This window comes from Aliicoccus persicus (genome assembly GCF_900110815.1).
In the GTDB taxonomy this organism is placed as follows: Bacteria; Bacillota; Bacilli; order Staphylococcales; family Salinicoccaceae; genus Aliicoccus; species Aliicoccus persicus.
Genome location: NZ_FOIT01000005.1, coordinates 50,256 through 76,172, shown reverse-complemented (window position 1 = coordinate 76,172; position 25,917 = coordinate 50,256). Strand labels below are relative to the sequence as shown.

Sequence of the window (25,917 nt, the reverse complement as noted above, 5' to 3'; positions counted from 1 at the left end):
CATTTCATATTCTATATTATAATACCATTATGTAGAATAATTTTCGAGGAGTAGCATTTGATATGAAACTAAGTCAGAATATGAGAAAACTGAATATGTTACTAACGCTACTAGGACTCACGGCCCTCTATTTCTTCCTGCAAAATCGTATCGACGACTCATTGGAGATTCCGATGATTATCGGTTTCGGAATCGTCGCAATCGTCAGCGTGATTTACGGATTCAGCCCAATACCAGAGCGGGAGAACGGGGATAAGGATAAGAAGGTTTGAGTGTGGCTAGTTCGCGGCTCTTTAAGAGGTTGAGTGAGCAGGAAATTCTTAACCGTGCTCACTCACACTCTTTTTTACGTCTGAGTGAGCATGAGACTCTCAACCGTGCTCACTCACGCTTCTTTTTTGCTCTGAGTAAGCACGAAACGTTCAACCGCGCTCACTCACACTCTTTTATACCTGAGTGAGCATGAGAAAAAACAATCACTACTTCGCCACCCTTTTTCAGTTGAAGTAGCGATAAAAATTGTAAGCTGCCAATTCAACCCACTTTTTCCTACCGAATTGGCATGGAAATCAAAAGGCTGCCAATTCAACCCACTTTTTCCTACCGAATTGGCAGGAAAACAAAAAAGCTGCCAATTCATCCCATTTTTCCCATCTGAATTGGCAGGCCAGACAACCAAACAGCAACCCCCAATCAAAAAACGCCCGACAGAAATCACATATTCTGCAGGGCGTTTTATCTTGTTTAAATATTAAAAGAATTCTATAAATGCTGGTCCAAGCATCTGGCCGACTAACAGGCGGATAATAATTAAGTAAGCAACAACAGATAGCACACCATAGATCAGTACTTTATGGAATGTATCAAACTTACCGTTATCATCTCTCAAATGCACCATGAACATATAGAGCGGGATGAACATGAGTACCGTCACACCAAGTAGGAATGCGAATGCACCAACTTCTACTAATGTGATCAGGATGCTTAAGAAGCCTAGAATCCAAATCACGATGACAGATACTGATAGTGCTAAATAATCATGTGCGAGCTTAATAAGTGACACGCGCTCTTTTAAGAAAAACTGATTCATAAGGAACAGCAATACAAAGAATATTGCAAACGCGCCAACCAAAATTAAGAATAAGTTGAAAAATACAGAAAATGGTATCACTGATGATCCATAATATTCACTTAATCCTGACGTGCCGATACGCAAGCTAATGAATGTAAATAATGATACTAATAGTAACAATGAAGCAATGACAATGAGTGGCACTTTAATCTGACGATCGTGTGCTGACTTCACTAATGATGCAGGGCTGAGTAAGCTCACTTTCAAAAAGCCCACAGTATCTTTAAAAAAGTCACTTGATTGGATGTTCTTCATCGTCTGGCTAATTTTTTCCTGTGCAGATGGGCCATTGTTCGCACCACCGGATGAATCGCGTCGTTCTGTTCGCTCTTGTTCTCCAAAATCATTCACATCATCGTGTGACGATGCGTTTCTAGAACTTCTTTCATAGTCATATGATTTCTCGTCTCTATAACCAAGGTCATCATCAAACGACTCATCTTCTCTAAAGCTACGATCCTCATCATACGATGATTCGTCTCTAAAACTACGATTCTCATCACGTAATGATGCGTCTTCTACGTTATTCTTCTTCACTTCTTGTCCACATTCGGGGCAAAATTCATCTTCAGGCAAAAGTGTATTTCCACAATTCGAACACTGCATTCCGTTCACCTCTTAATTTTCTATTAGAGAATACTTATGTTCTTATACTAGCAAGCGAGATGCATAGATGCAATGTAATCACTAATTTTTATCCATTATTCTTCATCTTTTATTATTAATTCATACATCTTTTTTCTCGCATGGCGTGCTTCTAACACCGGTAAAATAGGAAATACATGTTGCATTTCAGGATAAACATACGTGTCGATTGGTATATTGTTCTTCGTCAGTTTCTTATCGAACTTAATGCTGTCTGGATACAGCACGTCGTATGTTCCGATAAAGTGATGGATCGGTGCAACGCCTTCAAAATTGCCGTAAAGTGGACTTAAATATGGATTCGTTAACGGTTCCCCATTCGCCCATTTCTCTGTTAAAATTTGATCGTTTTCAACCGATAACATCTTGTCTTTATCTTCGAAGTAACGAATGTATGGGTGATCGAGATGCATGTCGACACATGCAGATATTAAAATGTATTGCTTAGGCTGTGACAGCTTATTTTCACAGAGGTGATGTGCTAAGCCGAGCGCCATGTTACCACCTGAAGAGTCTCCCATAACAGTCACGTCTTCACTATTATTAACGGAGGTCATGACCGCTTCAAAGTGCGGTAGTATTTTTCCATATGATTCTTTAAAATTATAATTCGGGTGTTTGGGATAAAGCGGCACAATTACTTTTGAATTGGTTTTCTGAGCAAGTCGTTCTAAAAAGTGCCAATGGAATTCTGTAGGCTGAAATGTCCAACCACCACCGTGTATATAATAGACGACTTTTTGATTACTCTCTTGATCATTGATCGTATAAACTTGCAAGCCATCGTCTCGCGTTTCGATAACTTTCGTTTTCATCTGATAGTTTTCAATTTCATACCAGTCATTATTTAAACCTGCCTGTTCATTGATGAGTGATTCTATTAAAGTTGGATCCGTGAGCTGCGCCTTCATATCTTTATGCGCCATATATTTCTCAACCGCAAGGCTGCTCAGCGAACGCGTGCCTTTATATAAATGTCTGACCATTTCTCCACACTCCTCGTTATCCGTTAAATCAATAATATATATTTCATCATCGTTAAAACAAGTAAAACGACAACAAAAAAACCGTGCACGCACGGTTTAGATAATTCATTATTATTTATTATTCAATGCATCAATTAAATAGTCTGCTTGATGGCGTATTGAAATCAAATCGTTCAGGCGGAACTCCTCAGTCGAGCCGACGATGAGTTTTGATTCATCGATGTCTAACTGTTCCGCCATCTCTGCTTCATCATAGTCATCACCTTCTACAAATACGAAAGCATAATCGAATTCATAGTCACGATACGGTGTTAAATCCGATTCAAATTCCTGTGGATTATTGACGAGTGATCTGACGTCACGCGTTATTTCAAATCCTAAAATATCATAGACAACTTCTGTACCATATCCGTTATATTCTGCATGGGCATAATACATATCATCCGCTTCTGAAATGACGATAGCTGAATGCGCACTTGCATCAAAGTTTAGATCACGTCTGATAACCGTATGGTCGTTGAGCAAACCTTCTGCATATTCACGACCCTCTTCTTCCTGATTTAGAATGACACTGATGTAATACATATGATCTAAGTATTGTCGTGCGCGATACGGTGTCATAAAAAGTGGCGGCGTCGCATTGATTTCAATTGTCGTTGCTATATCTTCATAGTTAGAATAGTAAGTGTCGTGTTTATATGTAACGATTAAATCAGGGTCGAGTGATTCAATGGTTTCCAAGTCACCATGTTCAATGAGCGTAATACCTGAATCAATCACTTCTTCTTCGATAAAACTACCTTCAACGACATCGCTGACACCAACAACATTTGCATCTAACAATAAGCTGTTGCCGATATCAACCGCGCGAATTAATACAACGCGTTCCGGGACGGTCGGTACTTCTACTTCTCTTGCATCATCTGTCAATAACATGCGGGTATCCCCATCTTCAGATACGTTTAAATTACGGTAACCTGAACATGCACTTAAGATGAGCAACATACCCATCAACATCACGATGAGTTTTATCTTGTGATTAAAAATCTTCATTTTGTGTTGCTCCTTTATCCTGTTACTTTTTCCTACCGATCGATGCGAAAACCTTCAGTATTACGCCATTGATAATACCAATCACTGCACCTGTCGTATTTAAAATAACGTCATCAATATTAGAAATACGTCCGATTGGCAGTATATATTGCAGCACTTCTATTCCAACGGATAAGAAAAATGACAAGACAAATGTCAGTATTAGTCGAGATGTGGCCAAATAGAAAAACATACTAAATGGAACGAACAAAACGACATTCATCACAATCGCATTAAAAAAAGTATAATCTGTGGCATATAAATACGTATCGATGATGCTTCTAAATGGTTCAAATTGAGTCACTTTCTCTGGATTATCACTTGGCAAGCCAGTGACGAGTCCTATACCTATAAATGACATGATTAATCCAAAGTGAATGACGATGCGTGCAATTTGATGCATGACACCATCTCTCACTTTAAATTTCAAATTGATTGCAGCCGTGAGGATAAAGACCAGCACGCTTAAAATGACGAACACAGGTATGACTGCTTTAAAAGCTTCATACAAATATATCATTGGAATAAATTTTACCTAGCTTTCACCAAATTGTTGTTCTGTAAATGTACGGTACATTTCATGATTTTCCATCAGCTCTTGATGTGTGCCACGCCCCGTAATTTTACCGTTCTCTAAGAAGTACAATATATCAGAGTTTACCACCGTTGATAGTCGATGTGCAATAATTAACACCGTACGATTTTGCATCAATTGATCAAGCGCCTCTTGAACAAATCGTTCAGATTGCGAGTCGAGACTCGCTGTCGCCTCATCTAACATTAAGATCTTCGGATCCTTTAAGAATGCGCGTGCGATACCGATACGCTGTCTTTGACCACCAGATAATTTAACACCACGCTCACCCACTTCAGTGTGTACACCGTCTTCAAGTGCATCGATGAATGACTTTGCATACGAACGTTCAATGGCATAATTGACATCATCCATTGTGTAGCTGTCTTTATCTAACCCATATGTAATATTGTCTAAAATTGTGCCTGAAATAATCGCACTTTCTTGAGCAACATAACCGATGTTGCCACGCAACATCGAAATTGGAATATCTAACACATCCACACCATCGATCGTAATCTTTCCACCATCGAGTTCATAATAGCGTTCAATGAGCGCAAATATGGTTGATTTGCCACTTCCACTTGGACCGACAAATGCACATTTTTCATTTTTGTTAAGCGTGATGTTTACATCATGAAGTACTGGCGTGCCTTCTACGTAGCTAAAATCTACATTGTGGAACTGGATCGTATTGAACGGAATTTCTGGAACGACTTCCTTTGTCATCTCATCGTCCAGTTTCAAAATTCCGATGATTCTATCCGTGGCACCGAGTGCTTTGTTATATTCTGTAAAGAACATCGCAAACATCGTCATCGGCATCATCACTTGGAATAGTAATAATAAGAACGCGACCATCGTCCCGATCGTTAATGTTCCATCCGCGACGCGTATACCACCATAACCGATAACACTAATGATGACCGTCATCATAATCGTCGACATGATTGGTGAGATTAACGCTTGGATTTTTACTTCTTTCATTCCGTATTTATATAGTTCTTTAATCCCCTTACGGCCTTGTACACGCTCGTATTTTTCACCAGTATAAGATTTCATCAGTCGAATTTCACTGAGTGTCTCTTGCGTATTGCCTGTAAATGTTGCTGTTTCATCTTGGAGCCTTTTTGAAACTTTCCCCATCCTGCGACCGAGCGGCAAAACAACTGCGATACCAATCGGCAACGCAATAAACATAATGAGCGTCATCTTCCAGTCTAAAATAAACAGAATGACAATCGAACCGACAATCGTCAGTAATCCAGAGATAAGGTTCGGAAAATGACTCGTAATTAAATCTTTAATAATCGAAGTATCACTGACGATACGACTGACAGACTCACCGCTTTTCGTTTGATCAAAGTAACTAACAGGCAACTTCAGAAACTTATCCCAAATGACTTCTCTTAAACCTTGGATGACAGTCTGGCCCACGCGACCTAATAAATAATAGGCAAACCCATCGATGATTGCACTACCTAAAAAAACGAGGATAATTGCGACGAGTATCGGTGTCGTAATCATACTGGTGTTAAATCCGTCGATGAATGTTTGTGTTAACAACGGCACGATCAATCCACCGACTGTACCGAACAGCGTTAAGACAACTGCAAAAATAAATAATCCTTTATTTAAATTAGTGCTTTTTATCAGCGATAAAAATTCACTAAAACTCGCTACTTTTTCTTCGTTCATATTTTTCTCTTCCATTGATAAGCTCCTCTAATTAGTTTCACACGCTTATTTTATATGATAAATTAGAAAAGTGTTAATCATAAACGAGAAGGGAGTAAAAAAATGACGCTAGAGATTAAAAATGTTTCAAAGCACTTCGGAGATAACGTTGCAGTTGATGATCTGAACGTTGAAATCCCAGAAGGTGAAATATTTGGTTTACTCGGCGGAAATGGGGCAGGTAAAACGACAACTTTCCGCATTATCCTTGGCTTGCTGAATGCAACAGAAGGTAATGTGTTATACAACGGTAAGAAAATTGACTACAGCGTGACGGATTATATTGGATATTTACCTGAAGAACGTGGCCTACACCCTAAGTTAAAAGTACGCGAACAAATTCAATACTTAGGGAAACTGAAAGGTATGTCAGGTAAAGAAGTCGATAAACAGCTTGATTACTGGTTAGAAAAATTCGAAGTGCCTGAAAACAAAAATAAAAAAATAGAGAAATTATCTAAAGGTAATCAGCAAAAAATTCAAGTGATTGCTTCTATTATTCATAATCCATCATTGATTATTTTAGATGAGCCATTTAGTGGACTCGATCCAATCAACGTCGAGATTCTTAAGCGTTCGGTAATCGAAATGAAAGATAAGGGCGCAACAATTATCTTTAGTACACACCGCATGGAGCATGTTGAAGAACTATGTGAAAACGTCTGTATCTTAAACAAAGGACGTTCAGTTGTCGCAGGTAATATCGACCAGATTAAATCTGATTTCGGTCAAAAGGAAATCGTCATTGAAGGCGATAAAGACCTTTCTTACATAGAAAATATGCCAGGAATACTTTCATTTAAATCAGTGCGCAAACGCGTCACGATTAAAATCGAAGATGAATCATTCGCTGAGCCCATTTTCAATGAAGTGATCAAGCAAGGCTATGTAAAGCGCTTTGAAGTTAAAGAACCATCGATGAACGATATCTTCATCGCTAAGGTGGGTGAGAAGTTTGAATAAATTCATGACATCTTTCTTACACACATATATCTCTAAAGTTAAATCATGGTCATTCATTATTGCAACGCTCATCATCGTTGTGTTCATTGCACTTGCTGCAAATGCAGATCGAATCATTGCACTATTTGACGATGATACAGAAATCGTCATTGAAATCGATGCTTCAGACGAGTTCTATGAACAGTTTTCTGAAAATCTGTTTTTAGATGAAGAGCGCTTTTCATTTACGAATGAAGTGAGTGAAGAATTAGAAGAGAATGTGGTACGCGTCGAAGTGACTGAAGAGTATCCGGTCGAAGCGACGATGCACAGTATTACGGATATTCCGAATAACTTAAACAACAGCATTCGAATTGCTTTAAATGAAGTGAACAGAGTGCAAGCAGTCAATGAAATTGATGTAACAGAAGAAGAAATCGCACTGTTAAACAGTGGGGCGACGATCGATTACGATGTACAAGATCAAGATATCACGATCGGTGAATCTGGAGAAATCATTACTTTCTCAACTGATATGTCCGTACTGAACTTGATTATCTTTAACATCGGACTTTTTGTCATGTTCTTTACAATTATCAACTATGCATCACAAATCGGTACAGAAATTGCGATGGAAAAATCATCGCGTGTTATAGAAATCATACTTTCAAGTATGCCACCCGTGAAACATCTGGTTGCGAAGATTTTAGGTATTTTTGCAGTCGCACTGACACAGTTACTTATATTTGTGGTCGTTGGACTCTTGCTATTCTCACAGATGGACTTCGGTGGGACATTGAGTGATTTTGGAATTGAAATGAATGATAGCTCATTGCAAATGATCGTATTAACACTGATCTATATCGTGCTTGGTATGTTCCTCTACTTAGCAATCTCAGCGATGCTCGGGTCATTTATCTCGCGCATGGAAGACTTACAACAAGGCATCCTGCCGATGACAATGCTCGTAATCGCCGGATTCTATATCGGTATTTTCAACGCAGCAACGGGCGAAAATATGTTGACAGAAATTACGAGTTACATTCCATTCTTTACACCATTCGTCATGCCGCTCCGCGCGTTGCATAGCCCTGAGAACCTGACGGTTCAATATATTGGTATTGCGATTATGATCGTAAGCATCGTTATTGCGCTAGCGCTAGCAGCTCGGGTGTATAGAGGCAGTGTCCTATCGACAGAAAAAGGCATAATGAAAAACTTTAAACGTGTGTTTGGTAAGAAATAATTATTTGTTAAATTTGATTTTCGGATAAAAAACCAGCCCCTGTAAACAGTGATGTTTATCAGGGGCTTTTTGTGTGGTTTTGTGGGTGTGATTTGTCCGCCGTGGTAACTCGAGCAAAAAATTCGTCGTGAGTAAGCACGGATTTCTGTTTCGTGCTCACTCGAGCCGGGAATTCGTCGTGAGTGAGCATGGATTCCAGTTTCGTGCTCACTCGAGCCAAAAAATCACTGTGAGTGAGCACGGATTTCTGCTTCGTGCTCACTTAAGTCCGAAATTCATCGTGAGTAATCATGGATCCCTACTTTCCGCTAACTCAAACCAAAAATCAGAGGTGAGTTAGCGATAATTATTTCAGCTGCCAATTCGATACACTTTTCAAGCTTGAATTGGCAGGGAAAACAAAAAGCTGCCAACTCACCCAGCTTTTTTCATCTGAATTGGCAGGGAGAACAAAAAAATGCCAATTCGACTCACATTTCGAGCTCGAATTGGCAGACAAACTATATAAAGTAATTTCCCAGCACGCTGTTTACATCGTGCACGACGACGAAGGCATTTTCGTCTTCTCGCTTGATCAATCGCTTCAGTTTCGTAAGTTGGTTTCTATTGATGACGACATATAATATGTCTTTTTCTTTTTTCGTATAGAATCCTCGACCATTCATTATCGTCACACCGCGTTTGATATCGCTATTGATCATTCTACCTAAAGTCTCAGGTCGTTCTGTAATAATTGTGACTGCCTTTTTCGGATTCATACCTTCTATAATGAAGTCCATCGTCTTCATCGCAATATAAAGTGCGATAACTGTGAGTAACACTTGCTCAATCGTCAGCACCGTAAGTGATGCCATAACGATGATTAAGTCAAACACAAGTAATGCAAACGGCACGCCGACATCAAAAAATTTGTTCGCCATCTGTGCAAGTATCGTCGTACCTGCCGTTGTTGCTCCAATCCTTAAAATAAGTCCGATCCCAACTCCGACTAAAAATCCTCCAAATACAGTTTGGATAAGTATTTGATCTGTTGGTACGATCCAGCTTTCTGTCAGCCATAACATGATTGAGATTAATGGAATAGTCAGTATCGTGTAATACATAGCGAATCGCGTTAAGTATTTAAATCCTAACACCAACAACACTGCATTGACCAGGAACATTGTAATTGCTGTTGGCAATTCAAATGCATAGAACAGTATCAGTGCAACCCCGATAATTCCACCTTCACCTAAGTTACCTGGAATCATGAATGAGTTAATCCCAATAGAGAAAATAAAACACCCGACAACGACTGTTAGTATATTGATTAACGTCTGCATTGTAAACTTTGGCATCTGTTTGATTTTTATCTTTTCTAAATTTAATTTGTTAAGTCTTTTTCTTACCTTCATGCCTTACACGCCTCCATCCATTATTTTTGTCTAAAATTATGCTATCATAAATTTCGCTTATAATCGGCTTGTTTACTAAATCATAACTAATAAACTACAAAATAATACCCGAATGTTATTCAACCATTCGGGTGTTGTGCATTACTTCTTCGGTACGATAACCGATATCGCTCGTGGAATGACTTTCACTTCTAGCGTTTCAAATGGATGTCTATCCCCATCGATATCCATATCTTCCAGTTCATCACTTTCTAACATTAACTCCACTACTGAGTGCATTTCCACTTCTTTTGCTTGATGTAATCTGTTACCAAACAACATAAATATTAATTTCCACACATTTAGAATGTTCACCTTACGAATGATTAACACATTCAGTACGCCATCATCAACATTGGCAATCGGAAACAGTTTTCTAAATCCACCGACACTAGAAATATTAGAGGTGACGATGATACGTGCGCGTCCATCCTTTCCATTCAACTTATAATTAAATGGATAAAGGCTTGTTATCGCTTTTATACCGGCGAACAAATATGCAAGCTTTCCCATTTTTTGTTTCGCATTAGCATTGGGCCTCGTGAAAGCTTCCATAAATCCACCTAAACCAATGAGGTATGTCGCATACCAATCATTCACACGAATTAAATCTACAGATTCTTCACGAGCATCCTTATACCATAGCAAATCGCTCAGATGCCCTTTATGCATGCCAACGCCATATGCAAAGTCATTCATCGTTCCGGTCGGCAATATCATCAACTTCGCAGTCGGATGGTACTTCATCATCGCATTGACAACGAAACTAATCGTCCCATCACCACCGACAGTGACGAGTAAATTGCTACTTTCAACGACTTCCTTGATCGACTCAACTTGTTCAAAATCACGTATCATAAAAATTTCTACAGTTTCATAATCAGCGGATAACACTTGACTTGTATACTTAAAATTTACTTTTTTAGCACCTTTAGATCGTTGGTTTACGATTATACTCGCCTTCATGCGCGACCTCCAATCTTATTCAATAGTATAGAATCCCATTGATTTATGTAAGTCAGATGAATGAGCTGTAAATATCCAATATGGAAAATCGTCCACAGTATAAATCCTATATGCGAATCCGTTTGAATCGGTTCGACTGCCAATGCTTTCAATAGAAAATAAAGGCCTGCAAATATAAATGCAGCAACGACATGCGCTTTTAAATGCAGATAAAAAGCTCTGACATATATAATTTTAAAAATGATACAAATTATAATAGAAGTTATGATATGTAATCCAAACTCTAGAATGGCAGGCACATCACCACTATATATAAAATCAATGTTGATCAATAAATTAACTAAACCGATATCCGTCATGATATCGATAAAATAAAGCACAAGAAACAATAACATACCGGTTATGATTCCAAGTATTGTCCCAGATATGATTATTCTCATCATTTCATATACCTCACAATCATCTGCCCAATACATACATTATAGCAACTCAATTCGAAATAAAAATAAATATCCACCCTTCTTCTAGTCAAGGATGGATACTTAAAAATAATTCATCTATTAATTAAGCAGATTTTTTGCCGAACATTCTTGCGAAACGATTAGGCTTTGCTTCTTTATTGTTTTTAATTTTAGTCGCATTTAATTTCATCGCAGTGTCTCTGTATTCTTTAATGCGAATATTTGCTGAATATACATCAGTTGAAAACATATTATTTTCCTCCTTCTTTTATGAAATTTTTTGTTATCAATTTTGGCGGCTGCGTCATCTCTATTACACTTGTAATTATAGCGTCAAACGCTGTATTATTCAACTTTTTAAACCGTTTACATATAAAGTTTTTATATTGAAACTACTCTGACATTTACAATTATAAACCGTCATAACGAAATAAAATTTCTTTAATTTTTATACAATGAATATACATACATGAAAATTTATGAAAACATCAAATGATTTCGTTTTCATACGACTATCATTCATAATGATATAAAACACGAACATTCTAATCGACTTTTAATCTTTCAGAAAGCGAAATATCTGACAATTTTTATAAATTGGACATCTTTAAAATATCGATGTAAGATAGTACATGTTGATAAAAGGAGGCTATTTATGACACGTTTTTTGATCAATATTATCTTGATGCTCGTCATCGGATTTCTTACATATTTGGGAATTACGACATTTTTTCCAAGTATTAGAGATGTCATAGCAATTCCAATCGCAATATTTTTAGGTATCTTTCTCGGTTTCTTTATCTATATACAAATTGACAATCGCATGGGTCCTTAATTACGCACACAGCCATCTATCGACAGATGGTTTTTTATTTTTTGTCACAACAGTTACAATTTCTTGATTATTTCGATAATCGGAATATAATATATATATTACACATCTAAAAGAAGGTATTACATGAATCAAACATTAAAAACAGAACCAAGGATACAGGTGCCGGACTATAAATTAATTGCAATATTAATTTCCGGTGCCTTCGTATCATTACTCGCAAACACTTTCCTTAACGTGGCACTTCCATCTATTCAGAATGAGTTTGGTGTCTCAACATCCACAGTTCAGTGGGTGTCGACAGGTTACATGCTGACAAGTGGTATCGTCATTCCAATCACCGCGTATTTAATGACCCGGTTCCACACGAAAACACTATTTTTAACAGCAATGTTATTTTTCTTAACTGGAACTTTACTCGCAGGTACTGCCCCAGTCTTTGGCATGTTACTGCTTGGTCGAATGACACAAGCAATTGGATCTTCAATTTTGATGCCGCTATTAATGAACGTAATTATTTCAAACTTCTCAATTGAACGACGGGGATATGCACTTGGACTATTTAGTTTTGTTATGTTCTTCGCACCAGCAATTGGACCAACAATATCTGGTGTGATTGTCGAATTTTTCTCATGGCGTTATTTATTCTTTATGATCATGCCTGTTATTCTTGTCGTCATCACCTTTGGATACTTTAAAATTCCACTGACATCGAGTAAAAAAGAGGCTCGACTTGATATTCCGTCTGTCATTTTATCGACGATTGGTTTCGGATCATTGTTATTCGGACTGAGTTCAGCTGGAAATCGAGGATTTTTAGACCCAATCGTTCTTGCAAGCATTGTGATAGGATTCATCACTCTGTTTATATATGTAAGAAAACAGTGGACGATGGAGTTCCCAATGCTCAACTTAAGAGCGTTTAAATTCCCGATGTTCAGCATGTCGATGTTGATCATCAGTACGATTAATATGGCTATATTTTCAGGATTTATATTGATGCCAATGTATATAATCGAAGTGCAAGGCAGGAGTCCGATTGAAGCCGGTTTACTCATTATGCCTGGGGCATTAATCATGGGTCTAATGAGTCCGCTATCCGGAAAATTGTATGATACATTCGGTGCCAAACGATTAGCATTAATCGGGTTACCGATTGCGATTGTCTCTAACTATTACTTCTCAACGATGGATGTTGATACGAGTTTGACGATGTTGATGATTGTATTCTCCATACGTGCTTTAGGTATGACACTCGTTACGACACCACTGATGACAAATGGTATGAACGAGCTGACACCTGAGATGACACCACATGGATCTTCAATCAACAGTATGGTGCAGCAAGTATCAGGTGCCATCGGTACAGCGACATTAATCACCGTCATGCAAGTACGTATGAACACCCGCATCGCAGAAGGTCAAACAACTCAGCTTGCGATGCTTGAAGGTATTAACTTAACATTCTTAATCGCTTCATCAATTTTAACAGTAAGTTTCCTACTGACATTCTTTATAAGACGTGTCACTACAAACAGTACAATCGATACGGGTGCTGCCAAAGTAAAAGCTGTAAAGACCAACAAATAAAAAATATCCCTTCACATTATTATTCAATCAATGTGAGGGGATATTTTTATATATTAAACTGTTTTCTTAATGATCTCTACAATCGTCTGAGTCGCAAGTTCCATCTCATCGATTGAGGCATATTCAAACTTACCATGGAAGTTGTAACCACCAGTAAATAAGTTTGGCGTCGGTAATCCTTTGTATGATAATTGCGAACCATCTGTACCGCCGCGCACCGGCTCAATATGTACGTCGATATCAAGCGACTCCATGGCAACCCTTGCTGTTTCCACAATTTCCATCACCGGTTCAATTTTATCTTTCATGTTATAATACTGATCCTTCATTACAAGTTCAACGACATCTTCACCGTATTTTTTTTGCAATGTCTCAACATTTTCTTCGACCGTACGCTTCCTATTTTCGAAGTTTTCCTTATCATGATCACGCACAATCATTGTTACATCCACATGTTCTACATTTCCACTGATCGATCCCACATGATAAAACCCTTCATATCCTTCTGTGCGTTCAGGTGTTTCATTTTCATCGAACATACTGACAAATTCTGCAGCGATACGCCCTGCATTGATCATCGTATCTTTTGCTGTGCCTGGATGTACACTTTTACCGTGGAATGTCACTCGAACGCCAGCTGCGTTAAAGCTTTCATACTGAAGTTCTCCGACGCCACCACCGTCAACCGTGTACGCGTGGTCTGCCCCGAATGCTTCAACATCGAAATCATGTGGGCCACGTCCGATTTCTTCATCGGGTGTGAACGCAATTCTTACTTTCGGTCTCTCAATTTCAGGGTGCTCAAGTAAATATTCGACTGCAGTCACGATCTCAGCAATCCCCGCTTTGTTATCTGCACCGAGCAACGTCGTCCCATCTGTCACCATTAAACGGTGGCCAACTTGATTATCCAATGTCGGGAATTCTTCAGGAGAGAGGACGATATTTAATTCTTCATTCAAAACGATATCGCCGCCGACATACTGAACGACTTTTGGCGAAACATTTTCTCCACTAAAGTCAGGAGACGTATCGACGTGCGCCATGAATCCAACGACGACTTCATTGTTTGTGTTCGCTGGTAAAGTGGCAAATAAATACCCCTTATCATCGAGCGTTACTTCTTCCAACCCAAGTTCAACTAACTCCGACTTTAATTCATCCAATAAATCAAATTGCTTTTTCGTAGATGGCACAGAGTCACTGCTATCATCGGATTGTGTATCGATTTTTACATAACGTGTTAAGCGTTCAATTAATTTTTCTTGCATATATATCCCCTTTCGAGCTTTTATTTTATATTATATCAAGTAAGTTGTTAAAATAGTTGCAAGAGGTGGATAAAATGACAATAGAATTTGGAATCAGTAGCTTTGGTGATGTGGAATCACCAACGGGTAGCGTACCACACGCACAGCGTTTACAAGAAATAATTGAAGAGATGAAAATGACAGACAAAGTTGGGCTCGACATCTTTGCAATCGGTGAGCACCATCGCAAAGATTATGCAGTATCTTCACCTGACACATTGCTCGCAGCAGGTGCGGCAGTTACGAAAAACATTAGACTGTCTACAGCAGTAACTGTGTTGAGTTCAGAAGATCCAGTACGCGTTTGGGAACGCTTTGCAACAATCGATGGAATCAGCAATGGACGTGCAGAAATTATGGCTGGCCGTGGGTCGTTTATTGAGTCATTCCCACTGTTTGGTTATGATTTAAACGATTATGAGCAATTGTTTGAAGAGAAACTTGCACTACTGGTCGAACTTCAAAAAGGTCATCGAGATAAACTACCGGTCACATTCCGTGGTGAGCTTCAACATTCCGTTGAGAACATCACACTCTATCCAAATACCGTTCAAGAGACACTACCCATTTGGATTGCTGCGGGAGGTAGCCCCGGTTCTGCAGTGAGAGCTGCTAAATACGGATTACCTTTGATGCTCGCTGTTATCGGTGGATCACCGTATCAGTTTAGGGATTTTATCGATTTATATAAGCGCACTTGGGTGAATTCAAATCATAAGATTGAAGATTTTCAATTTGGTTTAAATATGCACGGCTTCATTGCAGATACGAACGAAGAAGCGAAAGAAATATACTTCCCAGCAGCGAGTCATATGATGAACAGAATTGGTATGGAACGCGGTTGGGGCTCGACGTATACTGAGAACTACTTTGACCGTTTGACGAGCGAAACAGGTGCGTTGCTCGTCGGTGACGTTGAAACAGTCGCTCAGAAGTTAAGTACGTTCATTAGAGCACTTGGTGTAACGCGTTTTGTCATGCAGACACCTGTCGGTTACATCGACCATGAAGCGGTGCTTAAAAATATTGAGTTGTTTGGAACAAAAGTTGTACCGCGTGTTAAAGAATTATTGGCAGAAGAAAATTAGGGGTTGGAGTAGCACTGAAATAAGAGGGTTGCTACTTCACCCTCTTTTTTTATCTCGAAGTAGCAGGAAAAGTTGGAAAGTGCTACTTCATCCTCTTTTTGTGTCTTGAAGTAGCAGGCTACAGAAAAAACTGCTACTTCACCCTCTTTTTTTTATCTCGAAGAAGCAGGCTCCTAAAGTTCTTTTCACAATAAGATAAACCACCAATATTTTCAAAAATAATCTTTCGGTTTTCGAAAAAAATAATGACACTGATATTTTCTTGTGCTACACTTTGTGTATAATATTTTGAATATTCGAATATTATTACAATACTTTAGGGGGTACAAAATGAAGACAAAATTTTTAAAACGTAAGTTTATAGCTCCTTTGTCGGGTGTTGGTTTATCGCTTTTACTCATCGGTATTTCGAGTAATGATACACACGCCCAAGAACATCAAGTATATAACTTCGAAGATTTTCAAAAAACTGTTTCTAATGTTGGTGATGCAGAGCAAGGTGGCATACTCAATGTTGCTTATGCTTCAGACACTCCGTTTTTAGGCACGCTGAACTACAACATGTTCGGTGGTGTGCCAGACTCCACGGTTATCGGGTATTTTGATGAGCCTGTGTTAACAACGAGTGCGGATCAGATCTATACAAACGATGGTGCTTTGAATTTCGAAATTAACGAAGATGATAACACTGTAACGTTTACAATGCGTGAAGGTGTCTATTGGCACGATGGCCATGAGGCAGACATCCACGACTACATTGCGGCGTATTATCTAATTGGACATGAGGACTATACCGGTCCACGTGGTGGTACTCCAGGTTTCACTCTTTTGAAAGGGTTTTCAGAATATAGTACAGGTGATGCCGATGAGATTAGCGGTATCGAAGTCATCGATGATTACACTGCTGTATTCTCATATGAAGAACTTGCACCTTCGCTAATTTCTGGTGGTTTCTGGCAATATATTTTTGCGGAACACTACTATGAAGGCATAGAAGTCGCTGACATGTTTGAAGCGGATGAAACACGTATCAATCCGATCGGTATTGGTCCTTTCCAAGTAACGAATATCGTACCGGGTGAATCTGTTACATTTGAACGCTTCGATGATTACTGGAGAGGCGAACCGAAGTTAGATGGTATTAACTATAACGTCGTATCCCCTGCAACTGTCGCAAATGGTATGGCGAATGGTGATTATGATATCGCACGTGGATTCCCAGCTGAGCAATATAAAGATGTTGCCGATACAGAAGGTGTGGAATGGCTTGCAAACTTAACTTCTTCTTATTCATATGTCGCATTTAAACTTGGTGAATGGGATGAAGACGCTGATGAAGTAGCATATAAACCTGAAGAAATGAAGATGGGTGACGTCAATTTACGCCGTGCAATGTGGCATGCTGTTGATACCGCATCAGTCGGCGAACGTTTCTATGATGGGCTGCGTTGGAGAGCAGACTCACTTATTTTACCGTATCACGAAGCATTCCATAATGAGAACTTAGAAGTACCACAATATGATCCAGAAGCTGCAAATGCCATTTTGGATGAAGCGGGCTATGAATATGATGGCGACTTCCGTACAACACCAGATGGCGAAGAACTTAAAATTAACTTCGCATCGATGAGTGGTGGCGATATCGCAGAACCGATGGCGAACTACTTCATACAGTCATGGCGAGCAATTGGACTTGATGTCAGCTTGACAAACAACCGTTTACTTGAGTTCAATACGTTCTTCGATTTAGTCGAAACAGACTCAGAAGATATTGATGTTTACATGACAGCATGGACACTCGGTGCAGATGTGGATCCAACAATATTCTTCGGACGCGATGCAGGATGGAACTATCCACGCTTTGCAACTGAAGAAGGCGATGCACTACTTCGTGAATTCAATGTACCAGAAGCAATGGATGTCGATTACCGTGTTAACGCTGCTTACGAGTGGCAAGAATACATGGCAGAAGAAATTCCAGTCTTCCCAACATTGTACTCTGCTAGTATCACTCCAGTTAACGAGCGCGTCATGAACTATTCTGTAGAGTTTGGTTTCAATGATGACACGGCACTTTACAACATCGGAGTTTCTGAATAATAAGATAAAAAATCCGAACAACAAATTGTTCGGATTTCTTTGTGTACAAACATATTATTTAATATTGTAGCGTATCACGTCCAGCATCTTTAGACATGTACATTTTTGAGTCAGCTGCTGCATACAAATCCTTGTAATCATCGACATCTTTCGGATAATTTGCGAGTCCGACAGACATTGTAACTTCATATTGGTCCTTAACTTCTTTATCTTCAACGATAATTTCTAAATTATTTATAATCTTAGCCATTTCCTCCACTGCCTGTTTTTTTGAAATATTGTGAAATAAAATAACAAATTCATCGCCACCAACTCGGTACAGACTAGAATTATTACTCATCAATTGATTAATTCTATGAGTAAGATCTACTAAGAGCTGGTCACCTCGAATGTGACCAAAGGTATCATTGATTCGTTTAAAACGATCGATATCAATAATTGCAAGAGACAACTCACCTTCCGCTTGCTCCAGGCTTCTTCTTAAACTGCGTCTATTTTCAGCCCCTGTTAAATCATCTAGATATGTTCGTTTTTCGTAATAGCGATTTAACTCTTTCATACGTCTTAGATGTTGTATTTCTAACACAACAACACCTAAGATGACAATCGTTAAAATCATTTGTAAGATGTAAAGATTTACCGATGATTCAATATAGGGTGTAAACTGATCTAGTGTTATAAAAAATGTCAATCTAGTGATACTAATGATCAGGATACTCAGCCAAAAAATAGATATTTTCCTGAAAATTAAATATATAATATACCCGAGTGTTACTATACCGATAAAATACAATGCGGGCGTTTGTGCTGTAAAGAAAGGTGTTGTATACAGCCATACAAAATAAATACTAAGGCTGATGAAATATACATATGATCCTCTATACACCAATGCAACAACTATGGCTGTATAACTCAATGAGTATACAGGACCAGTCCCTCCATCATATCTGAAAAATGTTAACAATATCGCTAAGAGTCCAAACACGACACCGTAGACGATTACACTACTTAAACTATTCTTATCACCTAAACGTCTTAACAGGGGTTCGCAACGGGAGTAGACATAAACTAAAGTAATGGCAACACAGGCTAATATAAAATAATGTTTTAACATATTTGCACTGTAACCCGAATAATAGACAGCTTATAAAAAGCGTCTCTTATTCGGGTTACAGTGCATTGAGTGTGCCATGACCGTTTTTTTGTTGTAATCTTTTTAAGGTTGCTACTTCACGGCTATTTTTTGGCTTGAAGTAGCAGGTTATAGGAAAAGCTGCTACTTCACCACATTTTTTTGGCTCGAAGTAGCAGGCTACTAAAAAGTATTATTAATCAATCCTATAAACTTCTCTTTAACTGACCATTCAACGCATAACGGTCTTTTGCTAATTGGATAAGTTGTGTGATTAACTCTGAATATGGAACGCCACTGACTTCCAGCAATTTCGGATACATACTGATGTTCGTAAAACCTGGCAATGTGTTCACTTCATTTACAATGACTTCACCAGACTCGGTCAAGAATACATCCACTCGCGATAACCCTTCACAATCAAGCGCACGATATGTGCGTGCTGCTACGTCCTGGATCTTCACAATTTCTTCATCCGTTAATATCGCTGGAATACGAAGACTTGCGCCATCGTCAGACACATACTTTGATTCATAGTCATAAAAATCAATGTTGCTCACAATTTCACCAGGCATGCTCAATGTTAAATCCTCGTTACCAAGTACGGAAACTTCAATTTCACGACCCACTATACCCGATTCAATCATCACTTTCGTATCGAGAGAAAATGCAGTATCCATCGCTTTTTGAAATTCAGTTGCATCGCTCAACTTCGTCACACCGACAGAAGATCCCTGGTTCACCGGCTTCACAAACATCGGTAGGCCTAGCACGTTTTTTACCGCTTCAAAAGACACATGGTTCTTCTCGAAATGCTTAAACACGAGACCTGGAGCCACTTGAATACCCGCTTCTGTCAACAATCGTTTCGTCATGTCTTTATCCATGCAGACCGCTGAAGCACGTGTGTTACATCCCACATACGCAACTTCTAACATCTCGAGCATACCTTGTAAGTTTCCATCTTCGCCGGCATTTCCGTGAAGCACCGGAAACACGACATCGATGTCTAGCACTCTGTCATTAAACATAAAGCCAGTCGCTGGCATGAGTGACAACACATGTCCCGCACTCTCATCAACAGGAATAATCTCCTTATTTTCATGATAGATAAAACGACCATCTTTGTTGATGTATATCAATTTGACGTCATGCTTGTCTTTATCGATTGCATTGAAGATACTTGCTGCCGAACGGATCGATACCTCGTGCTCTGTAGATTTTCCACCGTATAAAATTGCCACTTTAATTTTCGTCATATTCTTTGCTCCTCATCAAAATAAATGCATCCCGTACTAATTGTGCGATGATGTCTTGCCGCGTTAAAGCATCACCCGACACCACACCGATAAACCCCGTCGGCCCTGATTCGTCCGGCTTTTTAAATTGAATACCCGCAACATTCACTACTGTTCCAGTTTTATTTGTTATCGTACACCAATTGGAAACATATGTCTCTCCAATTACTGTATTAAATCCAGATTCGAGTCCAATCGTATAATATGCATCAGGATGTGCTTCACGTCCGGCGTTCGCGCGGTTCATCGCACCTGTTAGTGTTTCATCATCACCCACTGGATGCTCACTCACACCGCTGCTCGTTTTCATTCCGTTGACTTCAAAATCTGTAAAAAATTCTTTCGCTGCTTGTCTCACTGCATTTACTTTATGTTCATTTTTACTGCCTACTATTATTTTCATATCGATATTTTAACATAAAAAAGAACCTCGACTCGAGGTTCTACTTATTTAAATATACTGTTTTCTCTTCGAACGACGTACGCTTACCTTCTTTCTTGATTGCGCTGTAACCAACCGGCATTAGACCATACACTTCTTCGTCTCCGACAAGTCCAAGCGCATCCCTAAACAAGTCAACATTATAAATCGGTCCGCTCAACCACTGTGTATTCAAGCCCTCTTCTTCAGCCACCAACATCATGTTCTGACCCGTAATCGCAACTGCCGCTCTATCTTCTAAAGGATCTGCTTTCGGATTATCACTCGGCACGTACACGATGAAAATAATAACCGGTGATAAGAACAGACGGTTCCCAATCTTTTCGATTTTCTTTTTACCACTCTCACTATCCGGCTCTCTCACACGACCGTATGCGACTTTTTTTAACGCCTTTGACAAGCGGTCGCGCGCTTCTCCAGTCACGACGATAAACTTCCATGGTTCCGTTAAATGGTGGTTCGGTGCCCATGTGCCCGCTTCTAACATGCGGTCTATGGATTCTTTCGGTGGCACTTGGTCATTCATTCCACCGACCGTACGTCTATTTTTTATCGTATTAAATACTTCGCTCACACGTATCCTCTTTCTATTTATATTTGAGTTTGTAGTACAGGTAATACAACGATGGTGTCGCAATCAATGATAACAGTGTTGAGAAAGTAATGCCTGCTATGATTGTAATTGCGAGTGGCACAAACAGCGCATCTCCTGAGAGTGCAACTGGCACTAACGCGATGATTGACGTCAACATTGTTAAAATGATAGGTCTGAATCGCGCAAGCCCTGCATCTACAATCGCTTCTTCAATCGCCATCTTACCTTCTATTCTTCTATATTCAATGAAATCTATCAAGACAACAGCATTTCTCACGACAATTCCAGATAGTGAGACCATTCCCATAATTGCTAAGAAACTAATCGGTGTTTGCGTAATAAACAGCCCGATGATGCCACCGCTCAATGCAAGGAAAATCGTAAACACAATGACCAGTGGTAAGCGTAATGAATTGAACTCCCATGCAAGCACGAGGTAAACAAGAATCATAATAACTGTGAATAATATACCAATCTCAACGAAGAAGCTCGACGTATCTTCAATATCACCTTCAGTGATAAGCGTTGTGCCGTCATCTACACTGTCTCTCAATTCATCCACATAGTCATAAACCATGTCTGTGTCATCAGTGAATATTTTTATCTCGACAAATCGATTGCCGTCTTTATGTTGTATCAGTGGAGTCAAGTTCTGTCTACTTACTTCTTCAATATAGCTGATATCTGCTACATCACTTTGTCCATATTGAATATGTACTTCTTTCTCAGCATTCGACTCGATGACACTATCTATCGGGAATCCTCTACCAAACAAGTTGAGATCACTTTTTGCTTGACCATAAGTCACGGGTGCATTTTCAATCGCGCTCTTATCAATTTCATACATGACGGTTTCAACAGGCTCGCCGACATTAGATTCGATTGCGATGTCTTGCTCTCTAAAGTAATTCGCCACTTCATCTGCGCGACTCACCAGAACATCAAGATCATCATTATATAATTCAATGATCACCGGGGCATTCACAGGTGGACCCTGCACAACTGTATTAAAGAAAATGAGCGGATCATTACCGAATGTATCTTGATAAGAAGCTTCATAAGTTTCTATCGTTTCAGCATCGGACATGATCTCTTTATCGATTTTTAAAACGATCTGTCCCGTGTTACTACCAGGCATCGACAAATCAGCACCGAACAAGTTGTTCGTCCCCTGCCCTGTGAATACAATCGTCTCTTCTACGTGCGGCATCTCGAGTTCCATTTGGTTTGCTAACGCCATGATGTCCTCATGTGTTGAATCTATCGGTTGATCTGTCGGATAGATGACATCGGCCGTCACTTCATTACGGTCAGCCGCCGGGAAGAATTCGAATGGCGTAAATCGAACGAGAACAAACGAACTCACACACACGATAAAAACAATGATGAATGATACGAATGGTTTTTTAATTGAATTCGCGAGCAATTTGTATGCATACACTTTAGAGCCGCGCATAAATAGTCCTCCAAAAAATCCTGGGCTTTTTTGAACCTTAAATCCAGAAAGTAAATATCTAAGTGCCGGAACAAAAAAGAGTGCAAGTATCGTACTGACAATCATCGTAGTGATTAAAATAGACGGTAACGCTCGGATGAACTGACCGTTTGCACCGGATAATAAAAGCAGTGGTAAAAATGTAAACACGATTGCAATCGTTGAAGCGATGACAGAAGGTGCCACTTCTTGAGTTCCGATAGTCATGGCATCTTTTCTAGAGTCACCCAGGGCGAGTCGCCGCTCTATGTTATCGCTGACTACGATTGAGTCATCGACGATAATCCCGAGTGCAATGATCAAACCGATGACTGAAATCGTGTTTAAATCGACATCCATAAACGGAATTGGAATCAGACCAATTAACACACTGAGTACGATGGTGATAGAAATAACTACGGCACTGATGGCACTCAGCCCAGAAAATGTACCGATTACGACAGCGATTAGTGCCAATCCAAGTGAAAGGTATAGACCGGAGAATATATCCTCGACATTTTCTCGTTCAGACTGAATCATTGTCACTTCGATGTTATCATCAAAATCTGCTGACGCAGCATCCATAATCTCTTCCACACGTTTGGAAACCGTCGTTGCATTTTCACCCGTACCCAGTAGCGCTGTCAGTGACACTGATGGTTGTCCACGGTAACTGATTATATCCTCAGGCATTTCAGATGCTTCTGTAATTGTCGCAATATCAACGAGTGGTGTTCCATTGACCACCACGGTTTCAATGCGTTCTAACGGTTCTAAGTCAGAGAATCCAATGCGAATATCTTCCGATTCGTCACTTGTAGAAAGTGTTGCCGGTCTAAGTACAGTATTGATTTCATCTATAATTTGGATTGGGAAAATCTCTGCTTCTAACATCGCATCCCGATCGATTGCGATGTTATAAAATGTCTCGCTATACCCTTTAGTCGACACACGCGCAACACCATCAACTGCTTGAATATCTTGTTCCAGTTCTATTACTTGCTGTTCAATTTCTTGAAGTTCTTCATATGTATCCGCTGTAAATAAATAACTGATGAGTGGGAAATTATTGGAAAATGACGAAGCAACCGGTCGATTCGCCGTTTCAGGCAATTGTGACAACGTACTATTGATCACATTGTTCACACCGCTGACCACTTGGTTTTTATCGGCATCGTCTTTTAGTTCTAATGTAATCGCAGAAACATCATCTTGCGACGTCGATACCGTAGACGCAATCCCTTCAACATCTGCGATTGCAACCTCAAGTACGTTCGTCACGTTCTCCTCTATACTCAGCGCATCTGTCCCACCCCATACTGTCGTAACATTTACAAAGTTAATATTCGTTTCAGGAATTTCGCGCTGATCCAGCGTTAAAAATGTATAAATACCAAACAATGCAATTGCAAAGATAAAAATAACAAAAATGCGACTTCTTTTTAAAATACTGGCAAGTATTGCTTTCATATACCATCCTCCATTAATGCATCCGTCAAATAACTATTTAGATGTATTTTATCTTCGAATCACTGGCTCATGCCGAACTTTTAAAGTCTTAAAAATAATAGTAACACAGCCCACGACCATTCCTAATCAATAACATGGGTGTCTTTAATTTTCTCGTGTAAAACGTAAGATAAATGTGATGCTGTATTGCTATTTTGTGGATTTTCTTAGTGAAGTTAAGTTTTAGTCCTTATTCTAATGATAGTAATTGATTTTTAGCTGAAAATTGTACACAATATAAGAGAAGATACTAAATATTTAGGAGTGTAATTCATGAATCAAAAACAGTTTGAAAAAATTAAAACTGACCACGGATTTATTGCAGCACTTGATCAGAGCGGTGGAAGTACGCCGAAAGCATTAAAAGCATACGGTGTAGACGAAGACCAATACTCAACAGAAGAAGAAATGTTTGACCTCGTTCACGAAATGAGAACGCGCATCATCAAGTCGCGCGTGTTTAACTCGGACCGTGTTATCGGAGCAATCCTATTTGAACAAACGATGGACCGTACAATCGATGGTGTTTACACCGCAGATTATTTAGCTGAAAAAGGCATCGTTCCATTCTTAAAAATCGACAAAGGACTTGCAGACGAAACGAACGGCGTTCAGTTAATGAAGCCCATTCCAGACTTAGATTCGCTCTTAGACCGTGCTGTTGCACGCAACATTTTCGGTACGAAGATGCGCTCTACAATTAACGCTGCAAATGCTGAAGGTATTAAGGCTGTTGTTGAACAGCAATTCGAAGTTGCGAAACAAGTGATTGCGAAAGGTTTAGTGCCAATTGTTGAACCAGAAGTAAACATCACGATTGAAGACAAGCATGAAGCTGAAGTTATTTTGAAAGAAGAAATCGCAAAACAACTTGAAACGTTAAGAGATGGCGAGTTCGTTATGCTGAAGTTATCATTGCCAACGGAAGACAACCTATACAAAGATTTCGTGAATCACCCACATGTTGTGCGTGTTGTTGCACTTTCTGGTGGATACTCTCGCCAAGAAGCAAACGAAATCCTTGCACGTAACGAAGGTGTAATTGCCAGCTTCTCACGCGCACTTTCTTCAGACTTACGCGCAGATCAAAGCGACGAAGATTTCACGCTTAAATTGAACGAGGCAATCGAATCGATTTATACGGCTTCGCTTTAATAGTAATTTGAAAGATAGACGGCGTTTGCATCTTAAATTTAGGATGCAAACGCCGTTTTTTTAGTGACTAAATCCGTTTGCGTGTCCGTGAGCAAGTTTCATTGGAACGAAAATCAATCTGCGTGTCTGTGAGCGAGCTCCATTGGAACGCAAATCAATCTGCGTGTCTGTGAGCGAG

23 protein-coding genes are annotated in these 25,917 nt (G+C 39.4%); 8 read left to right on the top strand and 15 right to left on the bottom strand.

The genetic code is table 11. From position 1 onward, the window contains the following. Positions 1 to 62 precede the first annotated feature (62 nt). On the top strand, positions 63 to 272 hold the full coding sequence (locus BMW30_RS08200; RefSeq protein ID WP_091475710.1) for a hypothetical protein: 210 nt from the start codon (positions 63 to 65) through the stop codon (positions 270 to 272). Between the two features lie 479 nt (positions 273 to 751). Here BMW30_RS08200 and BMW30_RS08190 read toward each other — a convergent pair whose 3' ends face one another. The 5 genes from BMW30_RS08190 to BMW30_RS08170 all read right to left on the bottom strand — a co-directional run bounded on the left by BMW30_RS08190 (position 752) and on the right by BMW30_RS08170 (position 6,142). Beyond that, complete coding sequence (locus tag BMW30_RS08190) at positions 752 to 1,738, bottom strand: zinc-ribbon domain-containing protein (RefSeq protein WP_091475705.1); 987 nt, start codon at positions 1,736 to 1,738, stop codon at positions 752 to 754. 95 nt (positions 1,739 to 1,833) lie between these two features. Then, on the bottom strand, positions 1,834 to 2,763 hold the full coding sequence (locus BMW30_RS08185) for an alpha/beta hydrolase fold domain-containing protein (RefSeq protein WP_091475703.1): 930 nt from the start codon (positions 2,761 to 2,763) through the stop codon (positions 1,834 to 1,836). 111 nt (positions 2,764 to 2,874) lie between these two features. Further along, positions 2,875 to 3,816: a TroA family protein gene (locus tag BMW30_RS08180; protein WP_091475700.1), complete on the bottom strand. Its 942-nt coding sequence runs from the start codon at positions 3,814 to 3,816 to the stop codon at positions 2,875 to 2,877. Between the two features lie 22 nt (positions 3,817 to 3,838). Beyond that, on the bottom strand, positions 3,839 to 4,375 hold the full coding sequence (locus tag BMW30_RS08175) for a VanZ family protein (protein WP_091475697.1): 537 nt from the start codon (positions 4,373 to 4,375) through the stop codon (positions 3,839 to 3,841). 15 nt (positions 4,376 to 4,390) lie between these two features. Next, on the bottom strand, positions 4,391 to 6,142 hold the full coding sequence (locus tag BMW30_RS08170) for an ABC transporter ATP-binding protein (RefSeq protein WP_091475694.1): 1,752 nt from the start codon (positions 6,140 to 6,142) through the stop codon (positions 4,391 to 4,393). Positions 6,143 to 6,229: 87 nt separating this feature from the next. Between BMW30_RS08170 and BMW30_RS08165 the strand changes: the two genes are divergently transcribed. Both BMW30_RS08165 and BMW30_RS08160 read left to right on the top strand, forming a co-directional pair. Beyond that, positions 6,230 to 7,129, top strand: coding sequence for an ABC transporter ATP-binding protein (locus tag BMW30_RS08165; protein ID WP_091475691.1), 900 nt, complete (start codon positions 6,230 to 6,232; stop codon positions 7,127 to 7,129). Further along, on the top strand, positions 7,122 to 8,354 hold the full coding sequence (locus BMW30_RS08160) for an ABC transporter permease (protein WP_091475688.1): 1,233 nt from the start codon (positions 7,122 to 7,124) through the stop codon (positions 8,352 to 8,354). The genes BMW30_RS08165 and BMW30_RS08160 overlap by 8 nt, the downstream gene beginning before the upstream one ends. A 500-nt stretch (positions 8,355 to 8,854) precedes the next feature. Here BMW30_RS08160 and BMW30_RS08155 read toward each other — a convergent pair whose 3' ends face one another. The 4 genes from BMW30_RS08155 to BMW30_RS10635 all read right to left on the bottom strand — a co-directional run bounded on the left by BMW30_RS08155 (position 8,855) and on the right by BMW30_RS10635 (position 11,464). After that, a complete protein-coding gene (locus tag BMW30_RS08155) occupies positions 8,855 to 9,748 on the bottom strand; it encodes a YitT family protein (protein WP_091475686.1) in 894 nt (297 codons plus the stop codon). Positions 9,749 to 9,889: 141 nt separating this feature from the next. Beyond that, the gene (locus tag BMW30_RS08150; protein WP_091475684.1) at positions 9,890 to 10,753 is read right to left on the bottom strand and encodes a diacylglycerol/lipid kinase family protein; all 864 of its coding nucleotides are present in this window, start codon (positions 10,751 to 10,753) and stop codon (positions 9,890 to 9,892) included. Then, a complete protein-coding gene (locus BMW30_RS08145; protein ID WP_091475681.1) occupies positions 10,750 to 11,196 on the bottom strand; it encodes a hypothetical protein in 447 nt (148 codons plus the stop codon). Before BMW30_RS08145 ends, BMW30_RS08150 begins: the two co-directional genes overlap by 4 nt. 121 nt (positions 11,197 to 11,317) lie before the next feature. Next, positions 11,318 to 11,464, bottom strand: coding sequence for a hypothetical protein (locus tag BMW30_RS10635; protein WP_180366269.1), 147 nt, complete (start codon positions 11,462 to 11,464; stop codon positions 11,318 to 11,320). Positions 11,465 to 11,869: 405 nt separating this feature from the next. On the opposite strand from BMW30_RS10635, the gene BMW30_RS08140 reads away from it, so the two are divergent. Continuing rightward, positions 11,870 to 12,049 (top strand): hypothetical protein, encoded by a 180-nt coding sequence (locus BMW30_RS08140; protein ID WP_091475678.1) that lies wholly within the window; start codon positions 11,870 to 11,872, stop codon positions 12,047 to 12,049. A gap of 123 nt (positions 12,050 to 12,172) precedes the next feature. Next, positions 12,173 to 13,636 carry an MDR family MFS transporter gene (locus BMW30_RS08135; RefSeq protein WP_091475676.1) on the top strand — a complete coding sequence of 488 codons (1,464 nt, stop codon included), beginning with the start codon at positions 12,173 to 12,175 and terminating at the stop codon, positions 13,634 to 13,636. Positions 13,637 to 13,689: 53 nt separating this feature from the next. On the opposite strand, the gene pepT is transcribed toward BMW30_RS08135, so the two are convergent. Next, positions 13,690 to 14,907, bottom strand: a complete 1,218-nt coding sequence (pepT, locus tag BMW30_RS08130; protein WP_091475673.1) for a peptidase T — start codon at positions 14,905 to 14,907, stop codon at positions 13,690 to 13,692. 80 nt (positions 14,908 to 14,987) lie between these two features. Here pepT and BMW30_RS08125 point away from each other — a divergent pair, with 80 nt between their 5' ends. Both BMW30_RS08125 and BMW30_RS08120 read left to right on the top strand, forming a co-directional pair. Beyond that, on the top strand, positions 14,988 to 16,034 hold the full coding sequence (locus BMW30_RS08125; protein WP_091475955.1) for an LLM class flavin-dependent oxidoreductase: 1,047 nt from the start codon (positions 14,988 to 14,990) through the stop codon (positions 16,032 to 16,034). Positions 16,035 to 16,364: 330 nt separating this feature from the next. After that, positions 16,365 to 18,134, top strand: a complete 1,770-nt coding sequence (locus BMW30_RS08120) for an ABC transporter substrate-binding protein (RefSeq protein ID WP_091475671.1) — start codon at positions 16,365 to 16,367, stop codon at positions 18,132 to 18,134. Positions 18,135 to 18,192: 58 nt separating this feature from the next. Here BMW30_RS08120 and BMW30_RS10630 read toward each other — a convergent pair whose 3' ends face one another. The 5 genes from BMW30_RS10630 to BMW30_RS08095 form a co-directional block, all read right to left on the bottom strand. Beyond that, positions 18,193 to 18,825, bottom strand: a complete 633-nt coding sequence (locus BMW30_RS10630; protein ID WP_180366268.1) for a GGDEF domain-containing protein — start codon at positions 18,823 to 18,825, stop codon at positions 18,193 to 18,195. 647 nt (positions 18,826 to 19,472) lie between these two features. After that, positions 19,473 to 20,525, bottom strand: coding sequence for a D-alanine--D-alanine ligase family protein (locus tag BMW30_RS08110; protein WP_091475665.1), 1,053 nt, complete (start codon positions 20,523 to 20,525; stop codon positions 19,473 to 19,475). After that, positions 20,512 to 20,967 carry a DUF84 family protein gene (locus BMW30_RS08105; protein ID WP_091475662.1) on the bottom strand — a complete coding sequence of 152 codons (456 nt, stop codon included), beginning with the start codon at positions 20,965 to 20,967 and terminating at the stop codon, positions 20,512 to 20,514. Before BMW30_RS08105 ends, BMW30_RS08110 begins: the two co-directional genes overlap by 14 nt. A gap of 40 nt (positions 20,968 to 21,007) precedes the next feature. Next, positions 21,008 to 21,580: a nitroreductase family protein gene (locus tag BMW30_RS08100; protein ID WP_091475661.1), complete on the bottom strand. Its 573-nt coding sequence runs from the start codon at positions 21,578 to 21,580 to the stop codon at positions 21,008 to 21,010. A gap of 13 nt (positions 21,581 to 21,593) precedes the next feature. Continuing rightward, positions 21,594 to 24,545 (bottom strand): efflux RND transporter permease subunit, encoded by a 2,952-nt coding sequence (locus BMW30_RS08095; RefSeq protein WP_091475658.1) that lies wholly within the window; start codon positions 24,543 to 24,545, stop codon positions 21,594 to 21,596. 312 nt (positions 24,546 to 24,857) lie between these two features. Here BMW30_RS08095 and BMW30_RS08090 point away from each other — a divergent pair, with 312 nt between their 5' ends. Beyond that, entirely contained in the window at positions 24,858 to 25,739 is an 882-nt protein-coding gene (locus BMW30_RS08090) for a fructose bisphosphate aldolase (RefSeq protein WP_091475657.1), read from the top strand. The last annotated feature ends 178 nt before the right edge of the window (positions 25,740 to 25,917 follow it).